Origin of the sequence: Nostoc sp., from assembly GCF_036919555.1 — a bacterium.
Taxonomy (GTDB): Bacteria; Cyanobacteriota; Cyanobacteriia; order Cyanobacteriales; family Nostocaceae; genus Nostoc.
Genome location: NZ_JBALCS010000093.1, coordinates 63,094 through 82,028, shown reverse-complemented (window position 1 = coordinate 82,028; position 18,935 = coordinate 63,094). Strand labels below are relative to the sequence as shown.

Sequence of the window (18,935 nt, the reverse complement as noted above, 5' to 3'; positions counted from 1 at the left end):
TTATTAACACTTAAAAATTACTAAGTTTGAGTTAAATACATCTATCTAAAGCAATAACTATTTAACTTAATCTCACTTTTTATAGCATAAATGCTCAAACTTCAGTTATGTATTCTCAGTGAAGGGCATTCAATGCTAAAATAAATATCAGTAATAATTGATAAAAAATAGCAATATTATTAAAATATAATCACATTTCCTCACACAATAGCGACACAGAGAGCCATAGCTACCTCTGTGTCTTTTTTTATCTATGTATTGGGTGAGTAGAATAGCTTGCTTATTTCTATACGCGATCGCAGTTTGGTTAAATGGATCTAGTTGCAACTGAGAAATTGCTGCGGCGATCACATAATTAGACATACCTTATTTCGGAGCAACCAGAAATGCTTTCCTTCCCCACAACCCTAACTCCTTTGCCCGAAATCATTGATGGCTTGCCGAATATTTCTGGTTGGGAAACAGAGGTTCTCTCTGTAGTTAACCATGATCAACCAGTATTTTTACCGACAACGAATATCCGCTTAGAAGACGTAAATGCTGTGTTTGCGATCGCCTTACATATGCACCAGCCAACTATACCCGCTGGGAATGGTGGTACACTGATCAGCAATCTGCAATATATGTTTGAACATCCCAATGAAGGGGATAACCACAATGCAGATGCTTTTGCTTATTGTTACAGCCGCATGGGAGACTTGATCCCCGAACTTGTAAATCAAGGTTGCAATCCCCGTGTGATGTTGGATTACTCAGGTAATCTTCTGTGGGGACTCAGGCAAATGGGACGCAGTGATGTTCTTGATAATCTCAAACGTATTACTTGCGATCGCACCTACCAACCTTATGTAGAATGGCTGGGTACAATGTGGGGTCATGCAGTTATTCCTTCCACACCCATAGCAGATATTAAATTGCAGATCATCGCATGGCAACATCACTTTGCGGCAATTTTTGGCTGGGAAGCACTAGCGCGAGTCAAAGGATTTTCGCCTCCAGAAATGCACCTCCCAAATCACCCTGATGCTCTCTTTGAATTTGTGAAAGCGCTGAAAGAATGTGGATATCGCTGGCTACTCGTTCAAGAACATTCTGTAGAAACAATTAGCGGTCAATCTCTTACCCACAAACATTTACCACATCGTCTGATTGCCCGTAATTCTCAAGGCGAAACAATTAGCATTACAGCTTTAATTAAAACCCAAGGTTCGGATACTAAATTAGTCGCACAAATGCAGCCTTATTATGAAGCCAAAACCTTATCCAAACAACAAATTGGCAGTGTATTCGTACCACCTATAGTTAGCCAAATTGGAGATGGTGAAAATGGCGGCGTGATGATGAATGAATTTCCTAGCGCTTTTAAACAAGCTTGGTGGGATATGGTGAATCACGGGGGAGGAAAATCAGGTGTTGTTGGGATGTGTGGTACAGAATATTTAGAATTAATCGAAGCTGCTGGATGCAAACCTGAAGATTATCCAACTTGTCAGCCAGTGGGACAGCATCAGATTTGGGAGCGAGTTTCAGCAGACAATTGCCAACCGGAAGCTGTAGAGAATGCGATTCAAGAATTGAAGCAAATAAACTCCAATTTTCACATGGACGGAGCCTCATGGACAAATCATATCAGTTGGGTAAAAGGATATGAAAATGTGTTGTCTCCCATGTATCAATTAAGCAGTTTATTCCATCAAAAATTTGATCCATTACAGCAAGTTTACTCAGCAGAACCTGTTAGCAGACAATTTAACTACCGTAACGTTCTTCTACATAACCTTTTGCTGCAAACTAGTTGTTTTCGTTATTGGGGACAAGGTGCTTGGACTGATTATGCACGGGAAATTTATCAACGTGGCGAAAGTTTATTACAGATGAATTGAACTGGGTCCTGGAAACTAGTACAATGTGGCGGAAGTTTTCCTACCTTTAACAAGGGGATTTTGCCCATTGTTGTCTGGTTAATTGAGATGGTAGCTGGCTCCCCTTAAAAAGACTTGCTCTAATTCCCTCCTTAAAAAGGAGGGTTAGGGAGGATCAAGCCTTAACCCAAGCGTATCGTCAGATGAGACGGAAAATAAAAAGTCAGGTGAATTGAGATTTAGTTCAAGTAAGTGGGAAGTCTAAGTGTAGGTTGCTAGGTGCTACCCTCCGAATTTGACTAGCACACTAGTATTAAAACTTACAATGAGGTAGTTGTGTTTCGAGTTGTTGTTGGTCATAGCGACGATCCTGATTCTCAAAATGCGATCGCTGAAGTTCTTCAAGAATGTAGCCGTTCACTTGCCTGCTCACTTCCTCAGGCTGGACTTTTATTCACTGCTATAGACTTTGACCATAGATTAATTTTGCAACGTATCCGGGATGCTTTCCCCGGAATTGAGTTGATTGGTGGAACTACAAATGGAGAAATCTCTTCAATTCTGGAGTTTCAGCAAGATTCTCTAACCTTAATGCTGTTTGCTACAGACGAAGTGGAAATTCACTCAGGTGTTGGACGAGGAGTATCCAAAAATCCAGCCCTTGCAGCCCAAGAAGCGATCGCACAAGCCAAGGCAAAGAGTGCATCCTTACCACAATTGTGCCTCACCTTTCCCGATAGTCTGACAAGCAATGGGGTCTTAATTTTAGAGGGTTTAAAACAAAGCCTGGGAGAGCATATTCCCATTATTGGGGGAATGGCTGCCGATGACTATACCTTTGACAAAACCTACCAATTCTTCCAGGGTGAAGTATTGAGTGATTCAGTTCCAGTGTTGCTGTTCTCTGGACAAATACTATTTTCCCACGGAGTTGCCAGTGGTTGGACTCCTGTCAGTCAACGTAGCCGTGTAACTAAAGTTAATGGCAACGTAGTCTATGAAATTGATGGACAGCGTGCCTTAGATTTCTACCAGCACTATCTCGGTGAAGAAAGATTTGCGTCCAACTATGCCATCCATGCTCTAGCAGTTTTTGAGGATCAAGACCATTTTTATATGCGGGCACCCAATGGTTACGATCAACAATCTGGTAGCGTTACGTTCTTCTCTGATATTCCTGAACAGGCAGTTGTACAAATTACTGATGCAACTCGTGATAATATTCTGTCAGCTTCTGAGACATCCTTGAAGAATGCTCTTACCGATTATCCCGGTGTGGAGCCAACAGCAGCGTTACTTATTTCCTGTGCAGCCCGTCGGCGAATTCTGGGAACTCTCACAAGACTTGAGTATCAGCTTGTCAAAACTCATTTACCAAAGGCATTACCTTGTTGTGGTTTCTACGCTTATGGTGAAATTGCCCCTTTGGTGAAAGGAGGTCAAACGCAATTTCATAACAAAACCTTTGTCACACTGCTAATGGGAACAAAATGAGTAGTGTATGGATAACCAAGACGATTCCATACAGATCCAACAGTTAGAAAAGACAAACCGTATCTTGCGGAAAAAGCTGGAACGCTGCGAATCTGAACGCCGCCAGCTAGAAACTGACATTTGCACAAAGGAATTTTTACTGAAGAAAGTTATTTGTGAGTTAGAAGATTCTCGGATAGATTTGCAGCACAGAGGCCAAAAGTTAGAAAATACGTTAGATAGTTTGCATAAAATGCAAGCTCAAATAATTCAAAGCGAAAAGATGTCTGCCCTGGGTCAAATGGTGGCAGGCATTGCTCACGAAATCAATAATCCCGTTAGCTTTATTTACGGAAATCTCAGCTATATCAGCCAATACACTCATGACTTACTACGACTGGTCGAACTTTATCACCATCATTTCCCCAACCCACCTGCTGAAATTCAAACTGAACGCAAAACCGTCGATTTAGAGTTTCTAGAAAAAGACGCGATTATGGTATTGAACTCAATGAATATCGGGACGGAGCGTATCCGAGATATTGTGTTGTCACTGCGTAACTTCTCCCGCCTAGATGAAAGTGAGTTCAAAGCCGTAGATATTCATGAAGGCATCGACAATACTTTGATGATTTTGCAGCACCGCTTCAAAGCCACTGATAAAAGCCCAGAAATTCAGGTCATTAAAGACTACGGCAATTTATCCAATGTAGAATGTTACGCTGGACAAATCAACCAGGTGTTTATGAACATTCTAGTAAATGCGCTTGATGCCCTGGAAGAATTCAATGCCAAACGAACTTATCAGGAAATCCGAAACAATCCCAGTCACATCACTATTCGTACCTCTGTCGTTGATTCGCAATGGGTAAAAATTGCGATCGCTGACAATGGATCTGGGATTCCAGAATCGATTCAAAAACAGATTTTCAACCCCTTCTTTACAACAAAACCTGTCGGTAAGGGAACAGGAATGGGAATGGCTATTAGCTATCAAATCATCACCGAAAAACATGGCGGCAAGTTAGAACTTTTCTCAACACCTGGAAAAGGAACGGAGTTTATGGTTAAAATTCCTATCCAGCAGCAAGTTTCGGAAATAATCTAACACAACGTTATGATAGATATTCATAATTCATAATTCAATCAAACTAAAGGCAATAAAATTTCAAATTCAGTACCTATACCAATCTGTGAATTAAAACTCAATTTTCCGCCATGTCTCGCGGTGATAATTCGATAACTTACTGCTAAACTAGTATTTTTACCAGTCTTTCTTTCAAAAGAAAAAGACTCGATAATTTGCTGTTGTAATTCCTGAGACATTCCAGAACTATTGTCAGCAATGCGAATTAAAACCCAGCGAGAATCTGGTGCATCTGGGTTGCTTGCTTGCTGTGAAATTACTTCTGTGGTAATCTCAATTCGGGGTTTTTGAACAGTCTTTGTATCTTCCAGATGCAACTGCTGTCGCACGCCTTCATTGAGTAAAGTATCCACAATTTCGCTGAAAATATTCATTAAAACCTGATTTAACTGCCCAATAAAGCAATAGACTGGCGGCAATTGACCGTAGTATTTGACGATTTCAATTTCGCCTTGAAGACGACTATTAATTAATAAAATAATACTATCTATACAGGCGTGTAAATCTACTGGCTTGGGATAAAGTTCATCGATATGACAGAAGTTTTGTAAGCTAGTAACAAGTTTTTTTAATCTTTCCGCTCCAGTGCGGATACTAGCAAGCGATCGCGACAAATCTTGTTCTAAAAAATCAAATTCAATCTCTTCTTTAATCTGATTAATTGCCTGGGACGCCGATGGTAATTCTTTGTCGTAAGCCGCTATCAGCTTGAGTAAATCTTGACTGTAGGTTGAAACATAAATTATATTACCCCAAATAAAACCCACTGGGTCTAAAATTTCGTGGGCTACGCCGTCTACCAAACGCCCCAGATTTGCCATTTTATCATTTTGAATCATTTGGGCTTGGCTGCGTTCGTACCGCACCAAATTGTCGATTCCCCGAATTTGCCAAGAAATAATATTTAATTCTTGGACATCTAACAATCTATAAGCTCCAGATTGTGTTTGGACTACAATTGGTTCTGCTAATAATTCTGGCGATCGCTTTAAGCTAAGTTGCATCGCAGTTAAAATCGATGTTGTATCAGCAAGCAGCAACATCGGTATCCGCGTATAGCTGTAGAGAACGGCTAATGGTTGTTGAACAAATAACTCTTGTCCATAAGGACGAATCAAAAATTCCAGCAGTCGCCGCCGCGAAATCATCCCAATGAACTTTCCCTGTTCTACCAAAATTACTCCTGGTAGCAGGGGGTATTTTTCCAAAAAATGAGCCACTTCCATCCCAGTGCGGTTAATTTCCACTGGGAAGTTATACATTGGTAGTTCTTGGAGGGTTGACTCTAAACCGAGATCGCGATCGCTACCCTCAGACAAAAATGGTGGTGAGATTTGGTAACTGAATTCTTCTGGCACTACACACCCTGATTTTTACAAAGACAGGTAAACAATAAGTTAATATTTTACATTCTGCCACTCTCTAAATCCTGTTTCGGTTTAGTTATCTAGTTGAACTAGTACAGCTATTTATTCTGAGGCGGTTGTGGGAATGAGCTATCGCCTCTTTTACCCCGCACCCTAAAATTACTAAGGAATGTGAATTAAATAACGTCGAAATATGGTTTTTAACCTCACCCCGCCTTTGACTTTCGTCAAAGTCTCCCCTCTCCGAACTCACGGAGAGGGGCTGGGGGTGAGGTTTTGTATTTTATTAAATCCGCGTTCCTAAAGTGAAGTCTAAACTTGGCTTTCACGATTACTGGCAAGAGCGATCGCAAGCTAAACTAAAAATAACCTTTACAAAGAGTGCAAAGGTAGCATTATGACCTCTGCAACCAATCCATCCACCGCCCTCACTCCTTTCCCTGACCATACCCAGCTTCCTGAGTCTGATGGCACGTTTGTGAAAAACTGGCAAGAGCATCCCCAAAGCCTCCTACTAACTGACTCGATTACACCTATCCTCAAGCAATTAAATCCTGAAGATCAATATTGTATTGGCCAGGACTTAGGCATTTATTGGCGCTTGACTGATCCCCCTGAAAAAGGCGCAGAAGCACCAGATTGGTTTTATGTACCAAATGTACCGTTTTTGCTGAATGGGCAAACGCGACGTTCTTATGTATTGTGGCAAGAATACATTGCCCCGTTGATTGTCTTAGAGTTTGTTTCTGGCAATGGTGCAGAAGAACGAGATAAAACTCCTTGGAAGGGTAAATTTTGGGTTTATGAGCAGGTGATTCGTCCTCCCTTCTACGGCATTTATGAAGTGAGTAAAGCCAGTATAGAAGTTTATCACCTGATTGAAGGACGGTATCAGGTGTTACCAGCAAATGAACGAGGACATTATCCTATCGTTTCTTTGGGTGTTGAATTAGGCTTATGGCTAGGAGTTTACCAGAATGTAGAATTACCCTGGCTGCGTTGGTGGGATTTACAAGGTAATTTGTTGTTGAGTGGCGATGAAAGAGCTGAACAGGAATCCCAAAGGGCTGAACAGGAATCCCAAAGGGCTGAACAGGAATCCCAAAGAGCTGATCGCCTAACTGCCCAATTGCGATCGCTCGGCATTGAACCAGAAACTTGATATCTTACTACGAATTACGAATTACGAATTAAAAAGGGCTGGTGTAAAAGAGCCATCTGTGGCTTAATTTGTTTAGACACAAATTTTACTGCTACCAGGGTAATCATGATGACAAATAGACCTCCTTCCGAACCGGAGTCATCCCAAAGAACTGCCCTTGGCTTTGATGAATTTATAGCCATTCTGGTTGCCTTCACCACTATCGGAGCGATTCTTTTTTGGTCATTGTCCCGCAGGGATTCTAGCTGGAACTTAAACGCGCTGCTGTCGCCTGACTCTACTCCATCTGGTAGTGTTCAACCAAATCAACTATTGCCCTCTCCTACTGCCAAGGTACAACCAAATCCAGTCCCCAACAAAGTTTTACCCTATTCTCCTCCACCGGAGGCTGTTGTTGAACCCACCACACGTTCATTCCCAACTAATAGCGCAACTCCTTCCCGCCCCGTGTTGCCATCTGTTCAGGTAATCCCAACTCAATCTTCACAACCACAGACACCTGTATCCTCTTCAGCAGGACTTGAGTCATCAATTAGATTATCAGCATTGCCTTTAGTAACTCCGGCAAAACCAAAATCAATCATTCCACCGCCAATTGCATTTAACGATGTGCCCAATAACTTTTGGGGTCGGCGTTTTATAGACGTTCTTTCTTCCCGTGGTATTCTCAAAGGGTTTCCTGATTATTCTTTTAGACCAAATCAGGCTGTAAACCGCGCCGAATTTGCTGCTATACTCCAAAAAGCCTTTGACCAAGAACCGTCTAAGACTGCGATCGCATTTCAAGATGTATCAGCAAAATTCTGGGCAACTCCAGCAATTGACGAAGCCATCAGTGCCGGATTTCTCAAAGGCTACCCGAAAAAAACCTTCAAACCACAACAAAATATTTCGCGAGTGCAAGTTTTAGTTGCCCTTGTCAGTGGGTTGAATTTGAAAGCACCCACTTCCCCAAATCAAATTTTAAGTGTCTATAAAGATGCTAAAGATATTCCAACCTATGCTACTAACAAAATAGCCACTGCTACAGCCAATCGTCTGGTAGTTAACTATCCAAATCCACAAATTCTTGACCCCAACAAAGTAGCTAGTCGGGCGGAAGTGGCGGCGATGATTCATCAAGCTTTAGTCAAACGTGGCAAGTTGAAGGCAATTCCATCTCAAAGTATAGTGCGATCGCCCAAAATATCTTCAGAACTTTCGCAGACCTCAAAACCGAACCCAAAGGGGAAATTGTCCGACAGAGGTTCGTCTCAATAAACTTTGTAGGGAATTTTGACAGAAGTCTGATTGCCTACTTCCGGCGATCAGACTTCTGTGATTTAGAATTAGAGTGTACTCCTACACAGGAGCAAGCTAGCAAGAGCGTCTGGTAGAGAAGCGATAATTAGATATTAAGCTTCTGGAATTTGTTTACCGACAACTTGTGATTTAAGAACGGTGATTTCACCAGTTAACTCTTTCCTGGTTGAGGCTTTGAGTAAATAGCGGTAAACAAACCAGGCAGAATAACCAATACCAATCAACTCAAAAGTAGGTGCTACCAAGGGGATATCATTTAAAGCATCTAATATTGCCAAGAGTACTTTAACCCCAACAATTGATCCCACAATTAAACCAACTGTTACCAAGGGTTGCTTATATTGATTAAAGAAGCCTCCCACATATTCTGGCAACGTTGCTAAAAAGGTAGAAATTTGCTCCCCGTATTTTAGCCATTCGTCTTGAGACTGCGCGGGAGGCTGAAGTTTGGTGATGCTTCCAGTTTGGTTGTTGATCTCTGCCACTGTAGTCTCTTTGGATGCGGTTTCGGTAAATTCTTGTTCTGGCATTTTCACTCCCATAAATTTGATAGTTGAGTTTTTCTAATCTGGATAATTACAACCAAAAGGCTGTTGATTAAGTAATGCACAAGTCCATCAGTACAATTGGGTGAAGCACACAAAAAGGTTTTAGTGTCCTATAACCATAATTGCCCCGTAATATCTACTGCATCAACTACAAGGTAGAAAGTCAGCAGGAGGATAGAACTCACAAGGCAGCAGGATGTATTATAATCAACTTCCTGAGTTCTATTTTTTGGAATCAACTGGAATCCTCAGGTTGTGATTATCCCATTCCGTGTCATTTGCTCATAATCGTACTAAATCTAAGTACAAATCAGGCAAAAATCAGTCTACCTCTCATTTATATAAGCCTAGAAGCCGATTTTAGCTGATATTAAAACTATCTTAAGCCGCGTTCGTCAATTAACGCATTCGTATTGATATTAATACGTAATCAAAGTTTTTGTGTGTTCATATAGACTAGACTTTTAACCTATTTTATGATATAGATACCTGGGGATGAGGGGGATGGGGGAGAAATAACCAACGCCCCATGCCAATGCCCAATGCCCCATGCCCAATGCCCAATGCCCAATGCCCAATGCCCAATGCCCAATGCCCAATGCCCAATGCCTAACGAATGTCAAAGCTTTTGTTTTTTTCCTGATTGTATTAATTTTATAAGGAAGCAGTAAGGTAGAGTAGTGGCATACCTGATGGCAAGAACTCATTGCTATCAACTGTATATTGAGGAAAGTGGTGTGGTAAGGAGAAGACCGTCTTAGACAGGTCTTTAGTGCAGGAAATTATTCCTTGCTGCTGAAAAAAGTGAATTCTATTCGCTGTCAGTAAGTGTACTTAGCAGCATTGCTATCTAAATCACTTATACTAGATTATAAGATTATGCTAATTATCTAGTGAGCAATGATTTGCTCTTACTATAAAAGAGGATAATCTAGATGTTAATCACCAATTGAAGTGTTTGCACAAGCTAAACTGATTTGGTGATTTTTGCGGGAAGGCAAGGAGGTTTGAGAAATGCTCCCCTCAAAAGCCAACCCCGATCGACAAAAGTTCAGAAAGCAAAAAAGTGTCAGCCGAAGAGCCATCGACAGACGAACTCCCAACCATAGAATTTCCATCACGAGGGAAACTCAAAGCTAGTTCTTGGCGCATCCATCAAAAAATTGGCTATGGGTACTTTGTAGCGATCGCAATTGGCTTTTTTGGTTCACTGACTGGGTTAGTGATCGCCAGCTACTACCGGGGAAAGGAAGTCAGGCAATTCAATCAAGCCTATGAACAAGGGCAACTACTGAGTAATTATAAAGATGCAGTAGTCGGGGCGCAATTACATAGCTCTAACTTAGTTGCTGTATTGGAAAATTCACAACAGCTACAAAGCAAAAAAGCCGATTTTCTGAAGAATGTTGAAAAAGCTAAAGAATTAGAGTCAAAAATTGCCGTATTTATCGATAGTAAACCGAAAAGATTAGCAGCAACAAGTTCGACTTTACAGACGTTATTGCTGGATTACAAGACTAATTTAAAAGCTTACGTTAACCAAATCGAGGTCGTCTTACACAAAATTGACTCCCAACAAGTGCAGCAGAAGCAAATTTCTTCTGCCCGATCCCAGTTATTGACAATTATGCGTGGTGAAACAGCCGTGCGGCTAGACCAGCTTTCGCAAAACTTGACTAACATCCTGCAAACTGCTGAAGATCAAGAGCAAGAAAAGCAAAAAGCCGTTGAGCAGGCAAAAGTAGTTGAGCGATTGATCGTGATGATCAGTATGCTGGTTTCGGTGGCGATCGCAGCCATTATAGCTTGGCGTACCAGTCGCGCGATCGCTGAACCAGTGATCATTGTCACCCAAGTAGCTGAACAAGTTGCCAGAAAATCTAATTTCGATTTGCGAGCGCCCGTCACCACTGAAGATGAAATTGGGCTACTCGCCAAATCTCTAAATCATCTGATTGAGCGAGTATCTGAGCGAACAAAAGAACTACAACAAGCTAAAGAATTAGCCGAAGCTGCTAGCAAGGCAAAAAGCATATTTCTGGCAAATGTCAGCCACGAATTACGCACACCGTTAAATGCTGTGATTGGCTTGAGCCAACTTTTAGAAGACGACGCTACCGATCTGGGTTTATCGGGAGACTTTATTACAGATTTAGAGACAATTAACTCTGCTGGTAAGCATCTACTGCACTTGATTAACGAAATCCTCGACTTGTCAAAAATTGAAGCCGGGAAAATGACCCTCTATCCAGAGATATTCGAGATTGCGACGCTGATTCATAACGTCGTCCTTACAGTCAAACCAGCTATAGAAAAAAATGCCAATGTTTTAGAAGTGGATTTTGATCAGCAACTTGGCACCATGTACGCCGATCAAACTCGGATGCGGCAGGTGTTATTAAACTTACTCAGCAACGCCAGTAAATTCACTACAAATGGCAAGGTGATGCTGACAGTCAATATAGAAAAGGATGAATTCCGACCGGAGGCACCTTTGGGTATGATTACTTTTACCGTTACTGACACAGGTATAGGTATGTCTCACCGTCAACAGCAGCAGTTATTTCAACCTTTTACACAAGGAGATACCTCCACTACGAAAAAGTATGGAGGTACGGGACTAGGGTTGGCAATTAGCCGCCACTTTTGCGAGATGATGGGTGGTGAGATTATTGTCAAAAGTCAGCCGGGAATTGGCTCTACTTTCACTATTCGTTTGCCAATGACTGTGCAGGATTGAAGGAGGGAGGGCATTGGGCATTGGGCATTGGGCAAAACAGTTCCTCTTTTCCGTTAGCGGGGCGTTTAGACTGTTCTGAGTAAAGAAGTCAATCAATTTTGGATTTTAGATTTTAGATTTTAGATTTAGAGGCTATTTATAAAGTAAAAATAAAATTCTTGTAGGGTGTGTTAGGCGCATATTTCGATATGATTTGTCACGAAAAATATGACTCTCGGCTATCACGCACCGTGTTATATAGCGGTGCGTTAGGCTAAAGCCGTAACACACCCTACCTTTTGATTTACTTTATAAATGGTCTCTTATTCTCGCGTTTAAATTCGCTTGCTCTCAGACCCAATACGCTTGGGTTAATAAAAATTGTCGGTTGGGTTAAGCAAAGCGCAACCCAACAAAGCCCTGGAAATGTTGGGTTTCGTTCCTCAACCCAACCTACGCAGTTTAAGGTTTTAGCGCTAACCCAAGCGTATTGGCTTCAGACCGGTTTAAATTTTGGATTTTGAGTCTTCAATCCAAAATCCAAAATTTAAAATCTAAAATTCGGTGAGATTCCCCACTCAGGACTCAGGACTCAGCACGGGCTAAACCATAGCTATCCGCTAACAGGACTCAGAACTCAAATGCCCAATTAAGTAATGATACTCACTTTACCTGTATCCAAGTCGTAACGACCCCCGACAATTTTCAATTTGCCCGATCGTACCTGCTCAGTTAAAAGCGGCGATCGCTTCAACCGTTGAATTTGATATTGCACATTTGCAACCACAGCATTTTCAACGGCATCACCCGACTGACTCTTGACCTTTTCCACGGCGGGCTTAATTGCCTTAACAAAAGTACCAATATCACCAAGTAACGATTCGTTTTGTACAGCAGCGGTTACTGCCCCACAACGCTCATGACCCATCACCATCAGTAGGGGAGAACCTAACAAGACAACCGCATATTCAATACTGCCGATCGCTTCATGGGTGGCAATATTTCCGGCAATCCGAACATCAAAAATGTCCCCAATGCCCTGATCAAAAACAATTTCTGCGGGCACTCGTGAATCCGCACAACTGAGGATGGTTGCAAATGGATGTTGAGCTTGAGCAACTTCCTGCAACCGCAGCGCAGATTGATCGGGGTATTGGGGTTTATGAGCAATAAATCGCTGATTCCCCTCCATCAGCTTTTTTAAGGCTGCATCGGGATTGAGGGATTCAGGGGAGTTTGCGGGTATTTCCGCAGCTTTAGCCTGTTTAACTTGCCAGAGTAAATCGCTGGCAGTTAGCATCATTCCAAACGCTCCGGTCATTCCTAACTTCAAAAAGTCACGACGTTCCATGAAATGCTTCATTGAATTTATAAATCTCCTAAATCGACGCGACACATCTGACAGAGCGAATTTCCATCACATCGGAAACGTAGCAAGTACCTCCGAACTTGTTGAGAAGTGGTTTGATATTTTCGACAACACGCTTGAGTTGTTCTGGCATACAAAACGCGAGGATGTAAACATTATCAAGCATGGTCATGTCTAAATCTTCACTAGTTCCTCGTAATCCTTTACCAACAACATTTCTAATTACGGCATGGCTATGTACACCAGACTTGTCTAAACTATCTAAAATTTTGGCAAGCTCAAAGGAGTTAGCGATAATTTCTATCTTTTTAACTACGTGCATATTATTACCTCCAAAATAGGTTAATTCCGTAGAGATATAACGGAATTCCTACAATAATATTGAACGGGAATGTGACTGCTAGAGCCGTAGAAACATACAGGCTGGGATTTGCTTCCGGAACAGTCATCCGCATAGCTGCTGGGACAGCAATGTAAGAAGCACTGGCACACAATACAGCGAATAACAGCGAATTTCCCTGAGGCATACCGATGAATTTGGCAATCACCAACCCAATGCCTGCATTGAGTATTGGAATTAGTATCGCAAATAAAATCAGGAAAACTCCGGTTTTTTGCAAGTCTTTAATTCTTCTAGCAGCGACTAGTCCCATATCCAGTAAAAAGAAGGTGAGAATGCCATAAAACAACCCTTGAGCAAAGGGTTCTAATACGTGCCAACCACGTTCTCCTGTTAAGACGCCGATCAAGAGGCTACCGACTAATAGAAAAACTGAACTATTAAGAAATGCTTCTTGCAAAACTTCCGACCAAGAAAACTCTCGCTTTTCATCGGCGGTGAATATATTCACCAAGATCAAACCAACAATGATCGCCGGAGATTCCATCAGGGCAAGAGCTGCTACCATGTAGCCATCATACTGAATCCCAAGCTCACTCAGAAAAGCGCCAGCAGTGATGAAAGTGACAGCACTGATAGACCCGTAGGTTGCTGCGATCGCAGCAGCATCGTAAGTATCCAGTTTCCACTTTAGGATAAAAAAGGTGTAAATTGGAACAAAACAAGCCATCAGCATAGCTGCCAGGAGTGTTAGAACTACTTCCTGAGTGAGGCCGCTTTTGATTAGTTCTACCCCTCCTTTAAAACCAATGGCAAACAGCAGATACAACGAAAGGAGTTTGGGCACTGGTGGGGGAATTTCTAGATCAGACTTGACAAAAACAGCAGTCATGCCTAAAAAGAAAAACAGGATTGGCGGATTCAAAAAGTTGGATACAATTAAGCTAAAATCCATATCCACCCCTCTTTATACTGGTGAAACCTGCAATTAAAGAAATTTTTCATCTTTAAAAATTTAACGGTTCAATCATGATGTATCGTGTATTGCTACCCAATGTCAATTGGGTACTCAAGGAGTGAATAGTCTTATTGGTGACTATACTCTCAGTTAGGTATTACAGCGTTTTTCAAGCAAATAAACCACGGGCTAGGGAACATTGCCGTATCCCTACGAAAATCTGTAGTTCAATTACAATTAACTGAAAATAGCTGTAAGCTCTGTTGACAACCGAACAAGTGAGAGTTTGCCCACCATGTTTTGATGTTTGATTCCCCGTGGCTGATTTTACGACACAACGCGCAGGAATAACTAGTGGTTAACTTTTCTAGGTAGAAAAGTTAACGTATTGTCGGGGCAATCTCTTTCCCTTTTAGTTCATCAGTACTAATTACTTGTCTTGATCGCCCTGTGACACTTTATGGTGCGGAATCTGGGTTGTAAATTCTGTCAGTAAAAGTTTCTTACTATTGAAACAAGCAATCAACCCACTCAGTACAAAAGTCAATATAAGTACTGACCAAACGAGATAGTTGCTTACAGGATGGATACAGCAGATTTAGTTGTTGAGTGGGTAACGAATAATCTTCCAGTAATGTCTTCAACTGTCCGCTAGCTAGATGCTCTTTGATCAGGAAAGGGGGCAGTTCAGTAACACATGTACCAGCTAGAACTAACTTCAGGAGATGAAGATAATCATTGACTTGCAAACTGGGAGCAATCTGGATCGACTCATCTCCTAATGACCATTTTCTCGCATCAGTTCGTGTGTTCCAACTCGCACAAGGTATTGTGAGAAGTTGCTCTGGTTGGGAAGGTTCACCATATTTTTTGAGAAAATCTGGGCTAGCAACGAGCTGATGACGATATTCACCCAACTTCTTGGCAATTGTCTGATTATCCTTGGGTTCGCCAACTCTTAAAGCCACATCAATACCATCCTCAATCAAATTGGTCTTGCGTTCAGTAATAAAAATTTCGAGCTTGACCTTGCAATAGCGTGCTTGAAAGTCTTGTAGTAGTTCTTGCCAAGGAAGAAATGCAGGCGGCAGAGAGAGCCGTAGTGTCCCTGTCAGTTCCTGCTGCTGATTTTCAAGGATAGACAAACCAGTTTCAAACGCCTCGAATCCGCGAGCCGCGTATTCATAAAACGTTGTACCTGCTTGAGTCATTCGTAAATGGCGTGTAGAACGTTCTAAGAGTCGAATGCCGAGGTCTTTTTCCAGTTCAGCAATCCACCGACTCACGGTTGCCACCGGGGTATTTGTCCGTCGGGCAGTCTCTGAAAAGCTGCCATACTGAACCACTTTGACAAACAAAGCAGCCGAGTTGAAGTCCATTGTATCTTTCCATATTTGAGAAAATACTTCTCAATTTTACCTACTACCCATCAAATCTAAGAATATGTACACTGCTCAATAGGTTAAAAAAATCTCAATTCAGGAAAGTATCTATGAAACAGATTCAAGAAGTTCTTCAGCAATATGAGCAGGTTTTGAATGCGTCAGATGCTAATGCGGCGCTGGAACTTTACAGCAGTGATCCGATATTCATGCCCCAGTTTGCACCTGCTCAAGTAGGACGCGATGCAGTTCTTGATACCTACAAGCAAATTTTTCAAACTATCCAACTCCAGGTCAAGTTTACGATCCATGAGGTAGAGGCAATGGGGGAATTTGCCTATGCTCGCACCTCATCATCAGGCACGGCAACTGTTTTAACCGACAACAAAACTACGTCTGAAGGAAATAATGAGATGTTTATCTTCAAGCAGGAGAACGGCAATTGGAAAATTCATCGGTATTTGTTTGCCTCTTCACAGGCATCCAATTAACTCATCCAATTAGCCAGTAGATCACGGCGGAAATAAACATACCATTCCAAATGGCGCAAAAGCTTGGAATACAATACTTTTGACTTTTGACTTTTGACTTCCGCGCAGAGGTACTAGCTGTAGCAGCTTGCAAATATAAATGCTCTGGCTTACAGGCAACTGCCTCAGTTTATCCCAATCTGAGTCTTGTGGCGTTGCTGGCTGAGGTGTGTGGTTTTCTTCGACAAACACGATTATAACTGACTGCCCCTCATGCCCTTCAATTGGTTCGTTAGGATGAACCACACCGTTTTGGAATGTGCCTTTGACTGACAGCATAGCTTTTTCTTGCTTCTACATAAATCATGATAGAGTACCATTCTGGTTAAGAATATTGCCATACAATCTTTATTGACCAAGTTTCGTTAGGATGTTGTAACCTGGGCAATAGCGCCAGGCGATCGCTTTTTCACATCCATGACAACAACCATCGACTTTCTCAGTCACCTTAACCCTAGCCAACGTCAAGCTGTCGAACATTACTGCGGCCCGTTGCTAGTTGTTGCTGGCGCAGGTTCCGGCAAAACACGAGCGCTGACTTATCGCATTGCGAATCTGATTCTGAAACACCGCGTTAATCCAGAAAATATCCTGGCGGTTACTTTTACCAACAAAGCCGCACGGGAGATGAAAGACCGGATTCAACGGCTGTTTGCGGAACAACTTGCAATGAAACAACACGGTCAGCGTTTTGATTTGTTGACAGAATATCAACAAATACAATTGCGATCGCAAGTTTACAAAAACACGATCAAAGACTTATGGTGTGGCACTTTCCACAGTCTATTTTCTCGCATTCTCCGCTTTGATATTGAAAAATACGTAGACGAAAAAGGACGCCGTTGGAATCGCAATTTCTCTATCTTTGATGAATCAGATGTTATAACTCTGATCAAAGAAATCGTTAATAAACAACTAAATTTAGACGATAAGAAGTTTGACGCCCGCTCTGTCCGCTACGCTATTAGTAATGCTAAAAACCAAGGTTTATCACCTCAAGAATTTGAGCAAGATCAACCCAATTATCGCGGACGGGTAATTGCTCAAGTCTACAATTTATATCAAGATAAGTTAGCACAAAACAACGCTCTCGACTTTGATGATCTAATTCTTGTACCGACTAGATTATTTCAGCAAAATGAGCAAGTATTGGGTTATTGGCATCGCAAGTTTCACCATATCCTCGTAGATGAATATCAGGATACTAACCGCACTCAGTATCAACTTATTCATTTATTGGTTACTAACGGCGAAACCAGAAAGAGCGAATGGGAATGGCAAAATCGCTCAGTTTTCGTTGTCGGCGATGCAGATCAATCAATTTATAGCTTTCGGATGGCAGATTTCACCATCTTGCTGGGATTTCAAGAAGACTTTGGTGATGGTTTGGTAGATGATGACACCCGAACGATGGTTAAGCTGGAAGAAAACTATCGTTCTTGTGAAAACATTCTGCAAGCGGCTAATGAACTAATTGAAAATAACACCCAACGGATTGATAAAATCCTCAAACCAACGCGGGGTCCGGGTGAGCAGATTACTTGTCACAAAGCCGATGAAGAACTTGCAGAAGCGGCATTTGTAATTAATCAAATTAGCACTTTAGAAAACCAAAATCCAGAGTTGAACTGGGGCAGTTTTGCAATACTTTATCGGACAAACGCGCAATCTCGCTCCTTTGAAGAATTGTTGGTGAAATATCAAATTCCTTACACAGTTGTAGGGGGAATGAGATTTTACGATCGCAAAGAAATTAAAGATGTCGTCGCATATTTAAGAGCAATCGCTAATCCATCTGATACAGTCAGTTTATTACGAGTTATCAATACTCCTCGGCGAGGAGTTGGCAAAACCACTATTGATGCTTTGGTAAATGCCTCCCAACAATTAGGGACAACCCTGTGGGAAATACTCAGCGACGAAACATCAGTTAATACATTAGCTGGACGGGCAACAAAAGCTGTAAATAGCTTTGCCGCAATGATTAGCCGTTGGCAAGGACAAATCGGCACGCTTCCCGTAACTGAGGTTTTGCAAGGAATACTAGAAGATTCTGGTTACGTTCAAGACTTGATGAATCAAGGCACAGATGAAGCCACAGATCGGGTACAAAACGTTCAGGAACTTTACAACGCCGCACTGCAATTTCAAGAAGAAAACGAAGAGGTTTCCCTGCGAGATTTTCTGAGTAGTGCCGCCCTCAGTTCCGATTTGGATAACTTAAAAGAAGGACAGACAGCCGTTTCTTTGATGACTTTACACGCTTCCAAAGGTTTGGAATTTCCCGTAGTATTTTTAGTGGGATTAGAACAAGGGCTATTTCCCGGCTACCGATCGCTGAGTGATCCCGCATCTTTGGAAGAAGAACGCCGCCTGTGTTATGTGGGGATTACTCGCGCCCAAGAGCGGTTATTTTTATCACACGCCCGTGAACGCCGTTTGTATGGTTCTCGTGAACCTGCGATGCGATCGCAATTTCTCGACGAATTACCAGAAGAATTATTATCTACCAAACGCGCGAGTCGTCAAAGTTATACCAAAAGTGCTTCTACTACTAGTGGGAAACAAGATACAACGCAGAATTGGCAAGTAGGCGAGAGAGTATTACATAAAACTTTTGGGCTGGGTGAAATCACTCATGTTTTCGGAACGGGTAGTAAAATGTCTGTGGCAATTAAATTTGCTAGTTTGGGACAAAAAATTGTTGACCCAAGAGTAGCACAGTTGCAACGAGTAGAGTGATACAGCCGCAGATCCCCGACTTCTTAAAGAAGTC

Annotated in this window: 17 protein-coding genes; 8 read left to right on the top strand and 9 right to left on the bottom strand. The window is 41.9% G+C overall.

The features are described from left to right. Window positions 1-147 precede the first annotated feature (147 nt). Entirely contained in the window at window positions 148-363 is a 216-nt protein-coding gene (locus V7K36_RS25940) for a hypothetical protein (protein ID WP_335120560.1), read from the bottom strand. Window positions 364-386: 23 nt separating this feature from the next. Between V7K36_RS25940 and V7K36_RS25935 the strand changes: the two genes are divergently transcribed. From V7K36_RS25935 to V7K36_RS25925, 3 genes are all read left to right on the top strand, one after another. Then, window positions 387-1,883, top strand: coding sequence for a glycosyl hydrolase family 57 (locus tag V7K36_RS25935; protein ID WP_335120559.1), 1,497 nt, complete (start codon window positions 387-389; stop codon window positions 1,881-1,883). 315 nt (window positions 1,884-2,198) lie between these two features. Continuing rightward, entirely contained in the window at window positions 2,199-3,356 is a 1,158-nt protein-coding gene (locus tag V7K36_RS25930; protein ID WP_335120558.1) for an FIST signal transduction protein, read from the top strand. 7 nt (window positions 3,357-3,363) lie between these two features. Then, window positions 3,364-4,443 (top strand): sensor histidine kinase, encoded by a 1,080-nt coding sequence (locus tag V7K36_RS25925; RefSeq protein WP_335120557.1) that lies wholly within the window; start codon window positions 3,364-3,366, stop codon window positions 4,441-4,443. Window positions 4,444-4,481: 38 nt separating this feature from the next. On the opposite strand, the gene V7K36_RS25920 is transcribed toward V7K36_RS25925, so the two are convergent. Then, complete coding sequence (locus V7K36_RS25920; RefSeq protein WP_335120556.1) at window positions 4,482-5,840, bottom strand: sensor histidine kinase; 1,359 nt, start codon at window positions 5,838-5,840, stop codon at window positions 4,482-4,484. Between the two features lie 406 nt (window positions 5,841-6,246). On the opposite strand from V7K36_RS25920, the gene V7K36_RS25915 reads away from it, so the two are divergent. Together V7K36_RS25915 and V7K36_RS25910 are read left to right on the top strand one after the other, a co-directional pair. Then, window positions 6,247-7,011, top strand: a complete 765-nt coding sequence (locus V7K36_RS25915) for a Uma2 family endonuclease (RefSeq protein ID WP_335120555.1) — start codon at window positions 6,247-6,249, stop codon at window positions 7,009-7,011. 108 nt (window positions 7,012-7,119) lie between these two features. Next, on the top strand, window positions 7,120-8,271 hold the full coding sequence (locus V7K36_RS25910) for an S-layer homology domain-containing protein (protein WP_335120590.1): 1,152 nt from the start codon (window positions 7,120-7,122) through the stop codon (window positions 8,269-8,271). A gap of 134 nt (window positions 8,272-8,405) precedes the next feature. Here V7K36_RS25910 and V7K36_RS25905 read toward each other — a convergent pair whose 3' ends face one another. Together V7K36_RS25905 and V7K36_RS25900 are read right to left on the bottom strand one after the other, a co-directional pair. Further along, window positions 8,406-8,843: a CAAD domain-containing protein gene (locus tag V7K36_RS25905; RefSeq protein WP_334826599.1), complete on the bottom strand. Its 438-nt coding sequence runs from the start codon at window positions 8,841-8,843 to the stop codon at window positions 8,406-8,408. Between the two features lie 482 nt (window positions 8,844-9,325). Beyond that, the gene (locus V7K36_RS25900) at window positions 9,326-9,568 is read right to left on the bottom strand and encodes a hypothetical protein (RefSeq protein ID WP_335120554.1); all 243 of its coding nucleotides are present in this window, start codon (window positions 9,566-9,568) and stop codon (window positions 9,326-9,328) included. Between the two features lie 359 nt (window positions 9,569-9,927). Between V7K36_RS25900 and V7K36_RS25895 the strand changes: the two genes are divergently transcribed. Then, the gene (locus tag V7K36_RS25895; protein WP_335120553.1) at window positions 9,928-11,601 is read left to right on the top strand and encodes a sensor histidine kinase; all 1,674 of its coding nucleotides are present in this window, start codon (window positions 9,928-9,930) and stop codon (window positions 11,599-11,601) included. 628 nt (window positions 11,602-12,229) lie between these two features. On the opposite strand, the gene V7K36_RS25890 is transcribed toward V7K36_RS25895, so the two are convergent. The 4 genes from V7K36_RS25890 to V7K36_RS25875 form a co-directional block, all read right to left on the bottom strand. Then, window positions 12,230-12,931, bottom strand: coding sequence for a carbonic anhydrase (locus V7K36_RS25890; RefSeq protein ID WP_335120589.1), 702 nt, complete (start codon window positions 12,929-12,931; stop codon window positions 12,230-12,232). A gap of 28 nt (window positions 12,932-12,959) precedes the next feature. Beyond that, the gene (locus tag V7K36_RS25885; protein ID WP_335097396.1) at window positions 12,960-13,271 is read right to left on the bottom strand and encodes a P-II family nitrogen regulator; all 312 of its coding nucleotides are present in this window, start codon (window positions 13,269-13,271) and stop codon (window positions 12,960-12,962) included. Window positions 13,272-13,275: 4 nt separating this feature from the next. Then, window positions 13,276-14,244: a sodium-dependent bicarbonate transport family permease gene (locus V7K36_RS25880; RefSeq protein WP_335120552.1), complete on the bottom strand. Its 969-nt coding sequence runs from the start codon at window positions 14,242-14,244 to the stop codon at window positions 13,276-13,278. Between the two features lie 509 nt (window positions 14,245-14,753). Next, a complete protein-coding gene (locus V7K36_RS25875) occupies window positions 14,754-15,626 on the bottom strand; it encodes a LysR family transcriptional regulator (RefSeq protein ID WP_335120551.1) in 873 nt (290 codons plus the stop codon). 113 nt (window positions 15,627-15,739) lie between these two features. Between V7K36_RS25875 and V7K36_RS25870 the strand changes: the two genes are divergently transcribed. Further along, entirely contained in the window at window positions 15,740-16,120 is a 381-nt protein-coding gene (locus V7K36_RS25870) for a YybH family protein (RefSeq protein WP_335120550.1), read from the top strand. Window positions 16,121-16,141: 21 nt separating this feature from the next. Here the strand turns inward: V7K36_RS25870 and V7K36_RS25865 are convergent, their stop codons facing one another. Beyond that, entirely contained in the window at window positions 16,142-16,438 is a 297-nt protein-coding gene (locus V7K36_RS25865) for a hypothetical protein (protein WP_335120549.1), read from the bottom strand. A gap of 138 nt (window positions 16,439-16,576) precedes the next feature. On the opposite strand from V7K36_RS25865, the gene pcrA reads away from it, so the two are divergent. After that, a complete protein-coding gene (gene pcrA, locus V7K36_RS25860; protein WP_335120548.1) occupies window positions 16,577-18,901 on the top strand; it encodes a DNA helicase PcrA in 2,325 nt (774 codons plus the stop codon). The last annotated feature ends 34 nt before the right edge of the window (window positions 18,902-18,935 follow it).